This is a genomic window from Mycobacterium sp. EPa45 (assembly GCF_001021385.1).
Lineage (GTDB): Bacteria > Actinomycetota > Actinomycetes > Mycobacteriales > Mycobacteriaceae > Mycobacterium.
In genome coordinates this window covers 1-15,731 of record NZ_CP011773.1, presented here as the reverse complement: position 1 = coordinate 15,731, position 15,731 = coordinate 1, and the positions used below count along the sequence as shown (strand labels likewise).

Here is a 15,731-nt window from a genome sequence, read left to right as displayed (position 1 = left end):
GGTCGCTCCGTCACGGTGCCGCCGCAGCGGGCGTCGGTTGCAGCTGCGCGGGTGCAGCCACGTTGAAGGGTTCGGAGCCCGGCGGTGGCGGTCCCGGGTCGGGGGCGGCGCCCGGCGGCGCCGCCGGCAGACCCGGCCACAGCGGGGTTCCGTCGGGGGCATACAGCGTCGCTCCGTACGGCGGCGCGCCCGGATACGGGATCGGCCCGGGCGCCGGGCCGCCGGGGTAGCGCACACTCGGCGGTTCGGGCACACCGCGGGTGACCGGGAAATAGTTGGCGTAGCCCGGGAAACCTATGCCCGGGTTCGGCCGGATGTCCAGGCCGGTACCCCATCCGGTGTTCGTGATGAGCTGGCGCACCGGCCAATTGGCGGCCACGTCGGGCAGCGAACCGCAGCCGGGCATGCCCCCCGGTCCGCCCTTGGCCCCGATGATCGGCAGGTTCTGCGGGTAGCGATAGGCGTCGGGTCCGAAAAGCAATGCGCTGTCGAGAATCAGCGACTTGCCGTTGGCGGCGCCGGTGGCGTCGAGGTAGCCGGTGTCGAGCGCCTTCTTGGCTCCCACCAGCGTGCAGGTGAACGTGGGGTTGTACTTCAGCAGCAGCCGGGCCGTCGACGCGAAGGCCGTCACCGCCGCAGTGATGTTGGATTGGCTGGAACCGATCAGATCGATTCCGCTGCGCGACATTCCGACGACACCGGTGAGCAAGGCATCCAGTGGTTGTGCGTTGCTCGAGATCGTGGCACTTGTGGTGCCTGCCGCGTCGAGCGCGGTCAGGATGTGCTGGGCAACGGCGCTGTAGGTGTCGCTGATATCCCGGATCGATCGCCGGTCGGCGGTGATGGTGTCGGTGCGGGCGTTGATCTGCGTCATCACGTCATTGGTGTCGGTGATGGTCTGACCGATGACGGCGCCGTGACCCCGCAGTCCCTCCGCCAGCGCGGTGAGCACGGACTGAAGCTTCGCGGGATCGACCTGATCGAGGATGTCGGCGACATCGCGGAACAGCGTGTTGATCTCGGTGCTCACGTTGTCGGCCCTGATGACCCCGCCGGCGGCCAGCCGCTGTGGGCTGGGGTCGCTGGGGTAGAGCAACTCGACGAACTTCCCGCTGAACAAGGTTCCCGCGCGGATGCGCGCGGTCACGTTCGCCGGAATGAACTTCAGTTGCTCGGGCTGTATTTCGAGATTCAGCGTCACCCCGTTCTGACCGCCGCTCACGTGGCCTACCCGGCCGATCTGGACACCGCGCAGTTTCACCTTCGCGCCGCGGCCCATCACCAGACCGGCTCGGTCCGAGGTCAAAGTCACCGGCACGTAATCGCGCAGCGAGCCCGAAAACAACACCGTCGTCGCCACGACGGCGGCGGCCGCGGCGGTGACGAAGATCAGGGTCCACCAACCCGGCGGCATACCTTCTGAGCGCGGATCGGACATGGCACTACCCGGAGAGGTGGAAGTTGCCGGATTGTCCGTAGACGGACATGGCGACCGCCAGCAGCAGCAGCGTCAGGACGATCAGCGACGTGCGCACGCTGTGGCCGACAGCCTCGCCGACTCCCGCGGGTCCACCGGTGGCTGTGTATCCGTAGTAGGTGTGCACCAGCATGACGGCGATGCCCATCAGCACGACGGTGAAGAACGACCAGAGCAGGTCGGTCGAGTTGAGGAAGGTGTTGAAGTAGTGGTCGTAGACGCCGGTGGACTGCCCGTAGAACCCGGTTGTGCCGAAGCGGGCCGCCAGAAAGGCACATACCATCGCGACGCAGTACAGCGGGATCACCACGACCACTCCGGCGATCACTCGGGTGGACACCAGATAGGCGACCGACCGGACCGCCATGACCTCGAGCGCGTCGATCTCGTCGGCGATGCGCATTGCGCCCAGTTGGGCGGTCGCGCCCGCACCGATCGTGGCGGCCAACCCGATTCCGGCTACGGCGGGGGAGATGATGCGGACGTTGACGTAAGCCGAGATGAATCCCGTCATGGCCTCCACGCCGATGCCCGAGAGTTCGTTGTACCCCTGCACCGCGATCACCGCGCCGGTGGTCAGGGTGAGGAAGCCGACGACCACCACGGTGCCGCCGATGAGCGCCAATGCCCCGGTACCCAAACTCATTTGCGCGATGAGCCGCAGGATTTCGGTTCGGTACCGGGTGACGGCTATGCCCATCTCACGGATGGATCGGGCGTTGAACTTGATCTGGACACCGATTCGGTTCCAGCCGCCGACCACGCCGTCGATTGCGGCCGACCATCCGGAATGCTCTGGGATCGCCGTCATTTCGCGCTCGTGTAGTAGACGGCGGTCGCGACGATGTTGATCACGAAGAGCGCCACGAACGAGTAGACGACGGTCTCGTTGACCGCATTGCCGACTCCCTGCGGTCCTCGCCGGACCGACATGCCCTTGTAGCAGGCGATCAATGCCGCTGCCATGCCGAACAACGCGCCCTTGACCACACCCAGGATGATGTCCGGCAGCCCGGTGAACAACGTGAGGCCCGCGGCGAATGCACCCGGGGTGACGTGCTGAACGAACACCGCGAAACTGAAGGAGCCAACCAGCCCGACGAAGGTCACCAACGACACCAGCGAGACGGCGACGACGGTGGCCGCCAGCACCCGCGGCACCACCAGGCGATGCACCGGGTCGACACCCATGACCCGCAGCGCGTCGAGCTCGTCGCGGATGGTGCGGGCCCCCAGGTCCGCGCACATCGCCGTCGCTCCGGTGCCCGCGACGACGAGGACGGTGACTATCGGCCCGATCTCGGTGACCGCAGCGGTGGCCGCCCCGGTTCCGGAGAAGTCGGTGGCGCCGAACTCGGTCAGCAAGACGTTGATGGTGAAGACGACGAGGACGGTGAACGGGATGGCCAGCAGCAGGGTCGGGCCCACTGCCACGCGTGCCACGAACCAGGTCTGCAGGACGAACTCTCGCCAGGCGAACGGGGGCTTGAACATCGCGACGAGCGCATCCAGTGCGATGGCATAGAAGTCGCCGACCGACCGGATAGGTTTCAGAACACTGTCGGCTGACACCACGACGGACCCCCTGGCCGGTTGCCGACGGTCTGCGGCATCTCAGCGATTTACGCTATGCAGCAAAGAGCGGTGCCGGAGGGGTCGAAGGTCACTTCGTCGAAGGACTGAAGAACGTGGCTGCCGGGCGCGGGCACGATCGCAGCGATTTCGCCGAGGTTCCTGTGTTCAGCACGCCGGGCCGCGCTGCGAGCCGGATTATTCCGAGGTCAAATTGACGGCCCGCAAGGTCCAACCCGTGGCGCAACGACAGCAATGGGCGTTTGCTGAAAGATCAAATGCTCAAATCTGACGTTTGCTGAATCTTGCCTGTGAGGACGCTGTCGGTGGTGCATGATGTCGGAATGACTTGGGGGTGGCTATCTCGCCGGCACGTCAAGTGCGGCATCTGCAATCATGCGCAGAAGATCTTCGCCTCGCGGGCGACATTCACCTGTCGCCGATGCAAGAAGACGTTGCCGCAACGTACGGCGATTCCGGCCTGAGGTTCGCCCGCCGTCTCTGTGGAGCCTAGGAGATTCGAACTCCTGACATCTGCCTTGCAAAGGCAGCGCTCTACCAACTGAGCTAAGGCCCCGCGGTGCCGCGGTCGTCGAGGGTGTGCCAGATTGCGCTGCGGCGGCTTCGGATGATCGCCGCGCCCACAAAGAACGCCGCCACCAACAGCAGTGCAATCCGCACGGGCGCCCTTCCCGATGACCAGGACATCGTGGGCCTAGGAGGACTCGAACCTCCGACCTCTTCGTTATCAGCGAAGCGCTCTAACCGCCTGAGCTATAGGCCCGTACTCACATACGACCGAGCGACGAGATTACCGCACGCGAGGCACTGCGCCCAAACCGGTCAACGGTCGCTAGTCGCGGTCGGCCAGTGTGACCTCGATACCGCCGACGATGTCGGTGCTGAGGTTGTAGATGAATGCTCCGACAGTGGCCATCGCCGTCAGCAGCACGATGTTCACCAGACCGATCAGCGCCGCGCCGCCGAAGATCGTCCCGCTGGACACCAGCTCACCGCCGCCCCCGCTGGTGGCTGTCAACAGGTCACCGACGTTGCTGTTCAGCTTGCTCCACACGCCCATACCGCCCAGCACCAGATACAGGAACGCCACGGCGATCATCCACACGAAGAACAGCGCCACCGACAGCAGCAGCGACACCTTCAGCGCACTCCACGGGTCGATGTGGCGGATCTGCATGCTCGCCCGCACCGGCCCGCGCGAGCGACCCGCAGCGGCCTGAATTCGGGCGGTCGGGCCGACCGGTCGCGCCGGCGCCTCCGAAGCCGGTTTGCGTTGCTGCGCAACGGGCTTCGGCGGGGCTGACCCCGACAGGTCCGGCAACTCACTGCCGTAGCTCTCCGGGCGGGCGCCCTCGGTGCGGGGCTCAGGCCTGACTTCGGGACGAGGCTCGGGTCGGTTGGGCTGCGGCTCGGGCCGCTGCTCCTGCTGCGGACCGCCCGCGCCGGACAGATCGGGGGCGGCCGTGCCGCTGATGAACCGGTTCACCCGCTGCTCGATATTCGGCGGTGGACCCGCCGGCGGCGCCTGCCGAGGCTGTCCCTCCGCCGCCGGTCGCTGAGGTGCGCCACCCTGCCGCGCACGCGTGGCGCCGCGCTGCCACGGCGGGGCCTCGCCGGACCCGCCGCCAGGACCCGGTCGGGTACCGGCCCGGTCGGCCGAGCCGTTCCCGTTGCCCGGGCCCTCGCCCGGTCCGGGTTGGCCCGGCTCGTTCGGTGCGCTCACCGCCACTCCTAACCTGTCGCCCGCCGCGTTTACGTCTCGTCGGATGTTTCGCCGGATTCAGGCTCCAGCGCGGTCTCTTCGTCCGTGCTGTCCTGCTCCTCGGCATTGCGAGCGATGGCTAACAGTGTGTCGCCCTCACCCAGGTTCATCAAGCGAACGCCCTTTGTCTGGCGCCCGGCCTTGCGGACCTGACGGGCGGCGGTGCGGATGACACCCCCACCTGAGGTGATGGCATACAGCTCGCTGTCTTCATCGACCACCAATGCGCCCACCAGACTGCCACGCCGCCGGTCGTATTGAATGGTCAGGATGCCTTTACCGCCGCGGCCCTGAGCGGTGTACTCCTCGATCGCGGTGCGCTTGGCGTAACCACCGGCAGTCGCCACCAGCAGATACGTCCCCTCCCGGACCACATTGAGCGACAGCAGCCGGTCATCCTCGTTGAATCGCATGCCCTGCACACCCGAGGTGGCCCGGCCCATCGGCCGCAGCGCCTCGTCGGTGGCCGAGAAGCGGATCGACTGTCCGTTGGCACTGACCAGCAACAGATCGTCCTCGGCCGAGCAGAGCACCGCGCCGACCAACTCGTCGCCGTCGCGCAGGTTCACCGCCACGATCCCGCCCGACCGGTTGGAGTCGAAGTCGGTGAGCTTCGACTTCTTCACCAGACCGTTGCGGGTGGCCAACACCAGATAGGGCGCATCGTCGTAACTCTTGATCTGGATGACCTGCGCGATGCGCTCCTCCGGCTGGAACGCCAGCAGGTTCGCAACGTGCTGCCCGCGCGCGGTACGCGACGCCTCCGGCAACTCGTACGCCTTTGCCCGGTACACCCGGCCCTGCGTGGTGAAGAACAGGATCCAGTCGTGCGTCGAGGACACGAAGAAGTGCTTGACGATGTCGTCCTGCTTGAGCCCGGCACCCTGCACGCCCTTGCCGCCGCGCTTCTGGCTGCGGTACAAATCGGTCTTCGTCCGCTTCGCGTACCCGGTCTCGGTGATCGTGACGACGACGTCCTCGCGCGCGATCAGGTCCTCGTCGGACACCTCGCCGTCGCTGGCGACGATCCGGGTGCGACGGTCATCGCCGTGCTTGTCGGCGAGCTCCTTGAGCTCGTCACGGACGATGGCGCGCTGCCGCTCCGGCTTGGCCAGAATGTCTTCCAGGTCAGCGATCTCGGCCTCGATCTTGGCCAGATCGTCGACGATGCGCTGACGCTCCAGGGCGGCCAGGCGACGCAGCTGCATGTCGAGGATGGCCTGGGCCTGGATTTCATCGACGTCGAGCAGCTCCATCAAGCCGACCCGCGCGACGTCGGCGCTCTCCGAGGCCCGGATCAAGGCGATCACCTCGTCGAGAGCGTCGAGGGCTTTGACCAGACCGCGCAGGATGTGGGCCCGCTCATTGGCCTTGCGCAACCGGTACCTGGTGCGCCGCACGATCACATCGAGTTGGTGGTTGACGTAGTAGCGGATCATCTGGTCCAGGCGCAGGGTCCTGGGCACGCCGTCGACGATGGACAGCATGTTGGCGCCGAAGCTGGTCTGCAGCTGGGTGTGCTTGTAGAGGTTGTTCAGCACGACCTTGGCCACGGCATCGCGCTTGATCTCCACGACGATGCGCAGACCGACCCGGTCACTGGACTGGTCTTCGATGTTGGAGATGCCCGTGAGCTTGCCGTCGCGGACCTGTTCGGCGATCGAGGTGATGAAGTTGTCGTGGTTGACCTGATACGGCAACTCGGTGATCACAATCGAGGTGCGACCGCGTGAATCCTCTTCGATCTCAACGACTCCGCGCATCCGGATCGAGCCGCGTCCGGTCGTGTACGCGTCGTTGATGCCCGACGATCCGACGATCAGGCCGTGGGTGGGGAAGTCGGGACCCTTGACCCGTTCGCAGCAAGCCGCCAGCGTCGCCTCTTCGTCGGCTTCGTGGTTCTCCAGGCACCAGTAAACGGCTTCGGCCAGCTCGCGCAGGTTGTGCGGCGGGATGTTGGTGGCCATGCCGACGGCGATGCCGCCCGAGCCGTTGGCCAGCAGGTTCGGGAACCGGCTCGGCAGCACGGTGGGCTCTTGCACCCGGCCGTCGTAGTTGGGGATGAAATCGACTGTCTCCTCGTCGATTTCGCGCAGCATCTCCATGGCCAGCGGCGTCAGCCGAGCCTCGGTGTAACGCATGGCGGCCGCAGGGTCGTTGCCGGGCGATCCGAAGTTGCCCTGGCCGTCGACGAGCGGGTAACGCAGCGACCACGGCTGCGCCATGCGCACCAGAGTGTCGTAGATCGACGAATCACCGTGCGGGTGATAGTTACCCATCGTCTCGGCGACGGAGCGCGCCGATTTCGCGTGGCCGCGGTCGGGCCGGAAACCGGAGTCGAACATCGCGTAGAGCACGCGGCGGTGCACGGGCTTGAGGCCGTCACGCACCTCCGGAAGCGCGCGCCCGACGATGACACTCATCGCGTAATCGATGTAGCTGCGCTGCATCTCCTGCTGGATGTCGACCGGTTCGATGCGGTCGCCGGCCTCGTCGCCGGGGGGCAGGGTCGTGTCAGTCATGTGGTTCCTCTTTTATCCCTACGAAGGGGGGCACTTCACTAAACATCCAGGAAGCGAACGTCTTTGGCGTTGCGGGTGATAAAGCTGCGACGCGCCTCGACATCTTCGCCCATCAGGATGGAGAACAGCTCGTCGGCCGCGGCGGCGTCGTCGAGCGTGACCTGACGCAGCACGCGAACCGACGGGTCCATGGTGGTCTCCCACAGCTCCTTGGCGTCCATCTCACCCAGACCCTTGTAGCGCTGGATGCCGTCGTCGACGTTGATCTTCTTGCCGGCCGCCTTGCCCGTCTCCAGCAGACCGTCGCGTTCGCGGTCGGAGTAGGCGAACTCCGGTTCGCTGCGCTGCCATTTGAGCTTGTACAGCGGCGGCTGCGCCAGGAAGATGTGGCCGTTCTCCACCAGCGGCTTCATGAACCGGAACAGCAGCGTCAGCAGCAGCGTCGAAATGTGTTGGCCGTCAACGTCGGCGTCGGCCATCAAGACGATCTTGTGGTAGCGCAGCTTCTCGATGTCGAACTCGTCGTGAATGCCGGTTCCCAGCGCAGTGATGATCGCCTGCACTTCGGTGTTCTTCAGCACCCGGTCGATACGGGCCTTCTCGACGTTGATGATCTTGCCGCGCAGCGGAAGGATCGCCTGGAACATCGAGTCGCGACCACTCTTGGCCGAGCCGCCGGCCGAATCACCCTCCACCACATACAATTCCGACAGCCTCGGGTCGGTGGAACGGCAATCGGCGAGCTTGCCCGGCAGGCCGCCGATATCGGTCGCACTCTTGCGCCGCACCAACTCTCGTGCCTTGCGGGCGGCGATACGCGCCTGCGCCGACGACACCGCTTTGTTCACGACGGTCTTGGCCTCCGTCGGGTTGGCCTCGAACCAGTGCGTCAGCTGCTCGTTGCAGATCTTCTGCACGAAGGACTTCACCTCGGTATTGCCGAGCTTCGTCTTCGTCTGACCCTCGAACTGCGGCTGCGAGACCTTCACCGAGATGACCGCCGCCAAGCCCTCGCGGATGTCGTCGCCGGTGAGGTTCGGATCTTTGTCCTTGAGCAGCTTCTTGTCTTTGGCGTACTTGTTCACCACGGTGGTCAGCGCGGCGCGGAAGCCCTCTTCGTGGGTGCCGCCTTCGTGGGTGTTGATCGTGTTGGCGAAGGTGTGCACCGATTCCGAATAACCGGCGTTCCACTGCATCGCGATCTCGACCTCGTGGCCTTCGCCCTTACCGTCGAAGTCGATGACACTGGGCTGGATCGCGTTCTTGGTCCGGTTGATGTGCTTGACGAAATCGACCAGTCCACCCGGGTAGTGGAACACCCGGTGCTTGACCTTGTGCGGCGCGACGGCCTCGGCAGCCTTCTCCTCCGCGGACTTCGGCGCTTCGGCCGTGTCGCTGACGACCTCGTCGACGACCTGCTCGGGCGTGACCCGCTCATCGGTCAGCTCGATGGTCAGGCCTTTGTTGAGGAAGGCCATCTCCTGCAGGCGGCGCGCGATCGTCTCGAAGTCGTAGGTCGTGGTCTCGAAGATGTTGGGGTCGGCCCAGAACCGGATCGTGGTGCCGGTCTTCTTGGTCTTCTCACCCTGCCGAAGAGTGCCCGGCACCGAATGGTCGTACGTCTGGAACCACTCGTAGCCGTCGGTGCGAACGTCGGCTTCGAGCCGGCTCGAGAGCGCGTTCACCACCGAGACGCCCACCCCGTGCAGGCCGCCGGACACCTGGTAGGCGCCTTCTTCGAACTTGCCGCCGGCGTGCAACACGGTCATGACCACATCGATGGTGGGGATGCCGGTGGAGTGCATGGCGACGGGGATGCCGCGGCCGTCGTCGGTGACCTCGACGCCGCCGTCCTCCAGGATGCGGACCGTCACCTTGGTGGCGAAACCCGCCATCGCCTCGTCGACCGAGTTGTCGACGACCTCCCAGACGAGATGGTGAAGGCCTCGTTCACCGGTCGAGCCGATGTACATGCCGGGACGCTTGCGGACCGCCTCCAGACCTTCGAGGACTTTGATCGAGTCGGCACCGTACTGTTCTTTGGCAGCCACTAGCGGGACGCTCTCCTTGGGATTCGCAAGCGCACGGTTTCACCGACCGCGCGCGGGTCTGGTTCAGTCTACCGGTAAGTGCGTTCCGGACCGATTCTGCGGCGGCGTTTCTACACACCTAGTTGCGCCGTGCACGGAATTTCTCGGATCGGTATACGTGATGACGCTTGACGGGCTAATAGGCGAGCGTCTCGTGGCTGTCAGCCGACTGTGGTAGCGACCTCACCCGTAGGTGTCCCGAGGTCCGCGCCCGGAGATGTGCAGCCTGCCCTTCCGCCACGACGGAGCGACCGGTCCGGTGATCTTCAGTGACTTCACCACGCCGTCGCCGACGGCGGCGGCGATCTTGGCCAGAAGCTGTGACTGCACCATCCGCAACTGCGTCGCCCAGGCGGTCGATTCCGCCGTCACGCTCAGGACGCCGTCACGCAGCGCCGTCGGTTCGGCATGCTCGGCGATCTGCTCGCCGACCACTGTCGCCCACTGCGCGAACACTGCGCCTTCGGCGACCTTGGGTGTCCACCCGCGCGACTTGGCCAGTTCGCTGGCAACCGTTCCGAGAGGCTGCGGGTCGCGGCCGTCCGGCCCGGGTCCCGACCAGCGGCGGCGGCCGTCCCGCTCGGCACTGCGGCGGGCGCCGGGGGAGCGTCGGCCACGGCCGACTTCCTTGCCCTGGCTGCGAGCCGCGCCGCGGGCTTCCTCCAGAGCACGCCGCACCAGGTCCATGCCGGCAAGGTTCGCGAGATGCTCGGGCGGACCGGCCGGCTCCGCTGCGTCGTCCTGCGGATCGGTCACGGTGACACCACCTCCGACATCCTGCCGTCGTCGCCGTCACGTAACGAAATGCCGATGCGGGTGGCATCCCAGTCCGCCGGGATGTCTTCACCGACGGCCGCGGTGATCAGCACCTGCTCGGCGTCGGCCGCCACACCGGCCAGCGCACGGCGGCGTGAGTTGTCCAGTTCGGCGAACACGTCGTCGAGAATCAGCACCGGTTCACTGCCCTCGGTGCGCAGTAGTTCATATGAAGCCAGTCGCAATGCCAGTGCCATAGACCAGGATTCGCCGTGGCTGGCGAAACCTTTGGCCGGCTGGTCGCCGAGTCGCAGATCCAGGTCGTCGCGGTGCGGCCCGACGAGACACATACCGCGTTCCAATTCGGCATTGCGCCGCGCCGCCAGCCCGGCCAGCAGCGCAGCTTCCAGATACTCGACGTCGTAAGCGGTGTCCGGTCCGTCGAGGACGCTGCTGCGGTAGCCGATTGCCGCGGGACGCGACGCCGGCGCGAGCAGTTGATAGGCCTTTTCCACCTCGGGTGCCAGGAGGTTGGTCAGCTCGATTCGGGCTGCCATCAACTGCGCGCCGTGCGCAGCCAGGTGACCGTCCCACACGTCAAGGGTTTCCAGAACACCGGAATCGCCCCGGAACCGTGCTCCCGCAGCAGATTTCAACAAGGCGGTGCGCTGCTTGAGTACTTTGTCGTAGTCGGCGCGGATCGCGGCTACCCGCGGGCGGCGGACAGAGGCGAGCTCGTCGAGGTAGCGACGTCGTTCGCCGGGGTCGCCGCGGACCAGGGCAAGATCCTCCGGCGCGAACAGCACTGCGCGCACCGCACCGAGAATTTCGCGGGTGCTACGGACCGGGGAGCGGTTCAACCGCGCCTTGTTGGCCCGTCCCGCCGCGATCTCGAGATCGACGGCCAGTTCCCGGCCCTCGTTGACGACGATGGCCGACACGACCGCACGCTCGGCCCCGGCCCGGATCAGCGGGGCGTCGGTGGCGACCCGGTGGGATCCGAGAGTCGCGCAATACCACAGTGCCTCAACAAGATTGGTCTTCCCGAAACCATTGGGTCCGACGAATACCGTTCGGCCCGGCGCCAATTCGAGATCGACGGTTTCCCACGACCGGAAGTCGCGGAGCGCCAGGTGCCGGACATACATCGACGCTGGTTATCCCGATACCGAGACTCGCTTGACCGCGTGCCCGCCGAATTGATTACGCAGCGCCGAAACGGCTTTCATCGTTGGCGAGTCTTCTTGCCGCGACGCGAAACGTGCGAACAAGGATGCTGCGATCACCGGCATCGGCACCCGATGACGGATCGCCTCCTCGACCGTCCAACGACCCTCGCCGGAATCCTCCGTGTATCCCGAGATCGCGTCGAATGCGGGATCTTCCTTCAGCGCCTTGGCCAGCAGTTGCTGCAACCACGACCGCACGACGGTACCGTTCGTCCACGCCTGGATCACGGCCTGCGTGTCGGTGATCAAGGGCTCGGCAGCCAGCAACTCGTAGCCTTCGGCGTAGGCCATCATCAGGCCGTACTCGATTCCGTTGTGCACCATCTTGGCGTAGTGACCCGCACCGACCGGGCCGGCGTGTACGAAACCGTCGGCCAGCTCTCCAGCCGGTCGCAGCGTGTCGAAGATCGGCATCACCCGGGCGACGTCGGCGTCACTGCCACCGACCATCAGGCCATAGCCTTCTTCCAGACCCCAGATACCGCCGGAAACACCGGCGTCGACGAACGAAATTCCTTTTGCGGCAAGCAGTTCAGCGTGCGGGCCATCTTCGGTGTACTTGGAGTTGCCGCCGTCGACGACCAGGTCGCCGGGGCTGAGGACCTCGGCCAGCGAGCTGATCGTGTCATCGGTGATGGGTCCCGACGGCACCATCACCCACACCACACGCGGAGCGGCGAGCGCCTCGGCCAGTGCGGCCAGCGTCGGGACATCGCTCACCTCGGGTCTGGGGTCGTACCCGATGACGTCATGGCCGCCCTCGCGCAACCGCTGGCGCATGTTGAAACCCATCTTGCCGAGACCGACCAAACCCAGCTGCATGACTGCCTCTCTAGTCAGGGGACCCGGTCAGCCGGGAAGCCGGACCGGCATCAACAGATATACGTAGTCGGTCGCAGCGGCGGGGAACGGTCCGGTGCCATCCACCTGCTGTTCCCCATCGGCGGGCCGCAACACCGCCGGCCGGCTGGGTGTGGTGAAACCGAATGTCACCCGGTCCGAATGCAGCGAGCCCAGGCCGTCCGTCAGGTAGGTGGGGTTGAACGCGATGGTCAGTGGCTCACCTGCGAATTCCACGGGCAGGTCCTCTTCGGCGCGACCGACATCGTCGGCACCGGCCGACAGATGCAGCACCCCGTCTCCGAATTCCATCCTGACCTGGGCCCCACGGTCGGCGACGAGGGCGACGCGTTTGATGGCATCCGTCAACTCGCCGACGCCGATGGTCGCCACGGCGGTGTGCTCGGCAGGCAGCAGCTGGCGGAACTTCGGGAACTCGGCGTCGAGCAGGCGGGTGGTGCTGCGCTTGCCGCCGCTGCGAATTCCGAGCAGGCCTTCCTTGCCGACCGCCGATCCGGCCCCCAGCGCCAAGTGCACCTCGGAACCGGAGGTTCCGGCCTTGGCTGCTTCGGCCAGCGTCTTGGCCGGCACCAGCACCGCGGCTTCCAAGCTGGGGGAGGACGTCGACCAGGTCAGTTCACGCACGGCCAACCGGAACCGGTCGGTGGCCGCCAAAACCACTGTCTCACCGGAAATCTCCACGCGGATACCGGTGAGCATCGGCAACGTGTCGTCGCGGCCGGCGGCCACGGCCACCTGGCCGATCGCCTCACCGAACAGATCGGCGGAGATCACACCGGTTTCCTCCGGCAATTCCGGCAGCGCCGGATAGTCCTCGACCGCCATGGTGGGCAGCGAGAATCGCGCACTGCCGCAGCTCAGCGCCACCCGGGTGCCTTCGGCGCTGACGTCGACAGGCTTGGCCGGCAGTGCCCTGGTGATGTCGGACAACAACCGGCCGGAGACCAAAACGCTTCCAGGAGAAGCTATTTCGGCGGGAACGCGCACTTCGGCCGACACTTCGTAATCGAAGCCGGAGATGACCAGGCCCTCGTCGGTGCCGGTGAGCAACACGCCTGCCAGCACCGGCACCGTCGGCCGGGTCGGAAGGTTACGGGCAACCCAGGCCACCGCGTCGGCGAAGTCCTCCCGCACCAGGCGGAACTTCAGGTCGGAGCCAACCGTCGTCGTTGCCACGTCTACATAGTCCCTTCATCACGCGATAACCCCGACCAGCGTTCACCGCGTGCCGCGGCACGGATGAGCGTGATCTGTGAGCGACAGCCGCAGAACGGCAGTCAGAACAACAACCGTAGAGCGTCGGGCGCCATCTTGAAAGCTAATCGATCGGGGTGACACGAGCACCACCAGACGATGCCGGACGTGCTGTTAACGGGCTACTCCCCAAGCCTGTCTTCAAAGAAGAAAATGGAAGAGAGATAACGGCAATAGTAATAGGGCCTGTGCAACCTGTGGACTACCTGGCCGATGGCCTGCTCCGGTGCTGTCACGCCATGTGGACCAACTGTGCATGACCGTGGACGAATCACCGGAGCGGTGTGCACAGCCGCCGGTTGTTCATTGTGATTCCGGTACTTCCACGGTGATGTGAGGTCTTGTCCACAGCTGTGTGCACAAGCCAATTGCGTGACCACTGGTACGACAGTGACCAAAGTTTTTTCGCGAAGACGACAGGAAACGAGGGATTTCAGCGCTTGGAACGCTGGCGAATCCGCGTGGTGAGTTCCTTGACGTGATCGAACACCTCACGCCGATGGGCCATTTCACCGCGAATCTTCTTCTCGGCGTACATGACCGTGGTGTGATCGCGGCCAAAGGCCTGCCCGATCTTGGGCAGTGACAAGTCGGTGAGTTCCCGGCACAGGTACATGGCGATCTGCCGTGACTGGGCCAGCGCGCGAGTCTTGCCGGGCCCGCGCAATTCCTCGACGGTGGTGTCGAAGTATTCGGCGGTTGCGGCCATGATCGCCGCGGTGCTGATCTGCATCGTGCCTGCGTCGGCGATCAGATCGCGCAGAACGATCTCGGCGAGTGACTTGTCGATCGGCGTCTTGTTCAGCGAGGCGAACGCGGTGACCCGGATGAGCGCGCCCTCGAGCTCGCGGATATTGCGCTCGATGCTGCTGGCGATGAGTTCCAGGACGTCATCAGGAACGTCGAGCCGCTCCATCTGCGCCTTCTTACGCAAGATCGCGATGCGGGTTTCCAGCTCGGGCGGCTGAACGTCGGTGATCAGTCCCCACTCGAACCTGGTGCGTAGTCGGTCTTCGAGCGTGGCCAGCTGTTTGGGCGGCCGGTCGGAGGAGATCACGATCTGCTTGTTGGCGTTGTGCAGCGTATTGAAGGTATGGAAGAACTCTTCCTGGATACCTTCCTTGCCTTCGATGAACTGGATGTCGTCGACCAGCAGGACGTCGATGTCGCGGTAGCTGCGCTTGAACGCGACCTTGCGGTCGTCGCGCAGGGAGTTGATGAAGTCGTTGGTGAACTCTTCGGTCGAGACGTATTTCACCCGCATGCCCGGAAACAGCCGTTGCGCGTAATTGCCGGCGGCATGCAGTAGATGCGTCTTGCCCAGACCGGACTCACCCCAGATGAACAACGGGTTGTACGCGCGGGCCGGCGCTTCGGCGATGGCCAGGGCGGCGGCGTGGGCGAACCGGTTCGACGCTCCGATGACGAAGGTGTCGAAGGTGTAGCGGCGGTTGAGGCTGATGCCGGGCGCTTCGGCGGACGGGTTACTGCGGGGCCGCTCGATGAAGTAACTCGGCCAGGTCTCGTGAGCACTGGCCAGTGCCTCGCGGTCTTCGTCGACTTCGTCGAGATCGGAGTCGACGACAGCAGGCTCGGCTGCGGCGGGTTCGTCATCGTCCTCGAGAGCCGGCGGCGCGATTCGTACCCCGAGTTCGATCCGCTGCCCGAGCCGGCGGCTCAGTGCGTCGACGATCTGGGTCCGCAGATGACGTTCGATCTCGTTCTGCACGAAGCTGCTCGGCACGGACAGAAGCGCGAAGCCCTCGGCGATGGTGAGCGGTTGAACCAACTTCAGCCATGCGCGTTGCTGCGGAGTCAGCGGCGCGTCGCCGCCAGTTCCGTTACTGAGGCGCGAGTCCGCAGTTCCGTCGCCGTTGAGCTCGGCGACAACCGAGCTCCACACCGTGGCGAACGCTGAACCGGGATCATCGGTCAACGACAGATCCCCCTGGTCGCAAGGTCGGGCAGGAACCAATAACCGAGTCGACGAACGATCTGTCCACATAGTTATCCACAGGTGTGGACAGGACAGTCGGCTCGCCTGGAAGCATATCGGCGCAGGGCCGCGGGCCGGCAGTTAATCCCCGCAATTCAGGTGTCGTGTGGACTATCGGCCGACCAGTGCCCCCGCTTGGTACTTGCACGCCGCTTCGGTCTGAAACGGCTTTGGCAGAAGCTAACAGTTTT

General features: G+C 65.3%; 11 protein-coding genes and 2 tRNA genes. All 13 read right to left on the bottom strand.

Annotation, left to right across the window (positions count from 1 at the left end; genetic code table 11):
- Window positions 1-10: 10 nt before the first annotated feature.
- The 13 genes from AB431_RS00065 to dnaA all read right to left on the bottom strand — a co-directional run bounded on the left by AB431_RS00065 (window position 11) and on the right by dnaA (window position 15,480).
- Entirely contained in the window at window positions 11-1,438 is a 1,428-nt protein-coding gene (locus tag AB431_RS00065) for an MCE family protein (RefSeq protein ID WP_047328230.1), read from the bottom strand.
- Between the two features lie 4 nt (window positions 1,439-1,442).
- Entirely contained in the window at window positions 1,443-2,288 is an 846-nt protein-coding gene (locus AB431_RS00060) for an ABC transporter permease (RefSeq protein WP_047328229.1), read from the bottom strand.
- Complete coding sequence (locus AB431_RS00055; protein WP_369803102.1) at window positions 2,285-3,049, bottom strand: MlaE family ABC transporter permease; 765 nt, start codon at window positions 3,047-3,049, stop codon at window positions 2,285-2,287. The genes AB431_RS00060 and AB431_RS00055 overlap by 4 nt, the downstream gene beginning before the upstream one ends.
- Window positions 3,050-3,553: 504 nt before the next feature.
- Window positions 3,554-3,626: transfer RNA gene (locus AB431_RS00050), tRNA-Ala, on the bottom strand.
- A 133-nt stretch (window positions 3,627-3,759) separates the two neighbouring features.
- Window positions 3,760-3,833: transfer RNA gene (locus tag AB431_RS00045), tRNA-Ile, on the bottom strand.
- A 69-nt stretch (window positions 3,834-3,902) separates the two neighbouring features.
- Window positions 3,903-4,793 (bottom strand): DUF3566 domain-containing protein, encoded by an 891-nt coding sequence (locus tag AB431_RS00040; RefSeq protein WP_047332902.1) that lies wholly within the window; start codon window positions 4,791-4,793, stop codon window positions 3,903-3,905.
- Between the two features lie 29 nt (window positions 4,794-4,822).
- On the bottom strand, window positions 4,823-7,354 hold the full coding sequence (gyrA, locus tag AB431_RS00035; RefSeq protein WP_047328227.1) for a DNA gyrase subunit A: 2,532 nt from the start codon (window positions 7,352-7,354) through the stop codon (window positions 4,823-4,825).
- Between the two features lie 38 nt (window positions 7,355-7,392).
- Window positions 7,393-9,405: a DNA topoisomerase (ATP-hydrolyzing) subunit B gene (gene gyrB, locus AB431_RS00030; RefSeq protein WP_047328226.1), complete on the bottom strand. Its 2,013-nt coding sequence runs from the start codon at window positions 9,403-9,405 to the stop codon at window positions 7,393-7,395.
- A gap of 222 nt (window positions 9,406-9,627) precedes the next feature.
- Entirely contained in the window at window positions 9,628-10,200 is a 573-nt protein-coding gene (locus tag AB431_RS00025) for a DUF721 family protein (RefSeq protein WP_047328225.1), read from the bottom strand.
- Complete coding sequence (gene recF, locus AB431_RS00020; protein ID WP_047328224.1) at window positions 10,197-11,348, bottom strand: DNA replication/repair protein RecF; 1,152 nt, start codon at window positions 11,346-11,348, stop codon at window positions 10,197-10,199. The genes AB431_RS00025 and recF overlap by 4 nt, the downstream gene beginning before the upstream one ends.
- 9 nt (window positions 11,349-11,357) lie before the next feature.
- Window positions 11,358-12,251 (bottom strand): phosphogluconate dehydrogenase (NAD(+)-dependent, decarboxylating), encoded by an 894-nt coding sequence (gene gnd, locus AB431_RS00015; RefSeq protein WP_047328223.1) that lies wholly within the window; start codon window positions 12,249-12,251, stop codon window positions 11,358-11,360.
- Window positions 12,252-12,278: 27 nt separating this feature from the next.
- Window positions 12,279-13,466, bottom strand: coding sequence for a DNA polymerase III subunit beta (dnaN, locus tag AB431_RS00010; protein ID WP_047328222.1), 1,188 nt, complete (start codon window positions 13,464-13,466; stop codon window positions 12,279-12,281).
- Window positions 13,467-13,977: 511 nt separating this feature from the next.
- Window positions 13,978-15,480 (bottom strand): chromosomal replication initiator protein DnaA, encoded by a 1,503-nt coding sequence (gene dnaA, locus AB431_RS00005; protein WP_047328221.1) that lies wholly within the window; start codon window positions 15,478-15,480, stop codon window positions 13,978-13,980.
- Window positions 15,481-15,731 lie beyond the last annotated feature (251 nt).

Excerpts from the sequence above, each read along its gene's own strand:
- AB431_RS00065 (WP_047328230.1), bottom strand. The coding sequence starts at position 1,438 with ATGTCCGATCCGCGCTCAGAAGGTATGCCGCCGGGTTGGTGGACCCTG.
- AB431_RS00060 (WP_047328229.1), bottom strand. The coding sequence starts at position 2,288 with ATGACGGCGATCCCAGAGCATTCCGGATGGTCGGCCGCAATCGACGGC.
- gyrA (WP_047328227.1), bottom strand. The coding sequence starts at position 7,354 with ATGACTGACACGACCCTGCCCCCCGGCGACGAGGCCGGCGACCGCATC.
- recF (WP_047328224.1), bottom strand. The coding sequence starts at position 11,348 with ATGTATGTCCGGCACCTGGCGCTCCGCGACTTCCGGTCGTGGGAAACC.
- gnd (WP_047328223.1), bottom strand. The coding sequence starts at position 12,251 with ATGCAGCTGGGTTTGGTCGGTCTCGGCAAGATGGGTTTCAACATGCGC.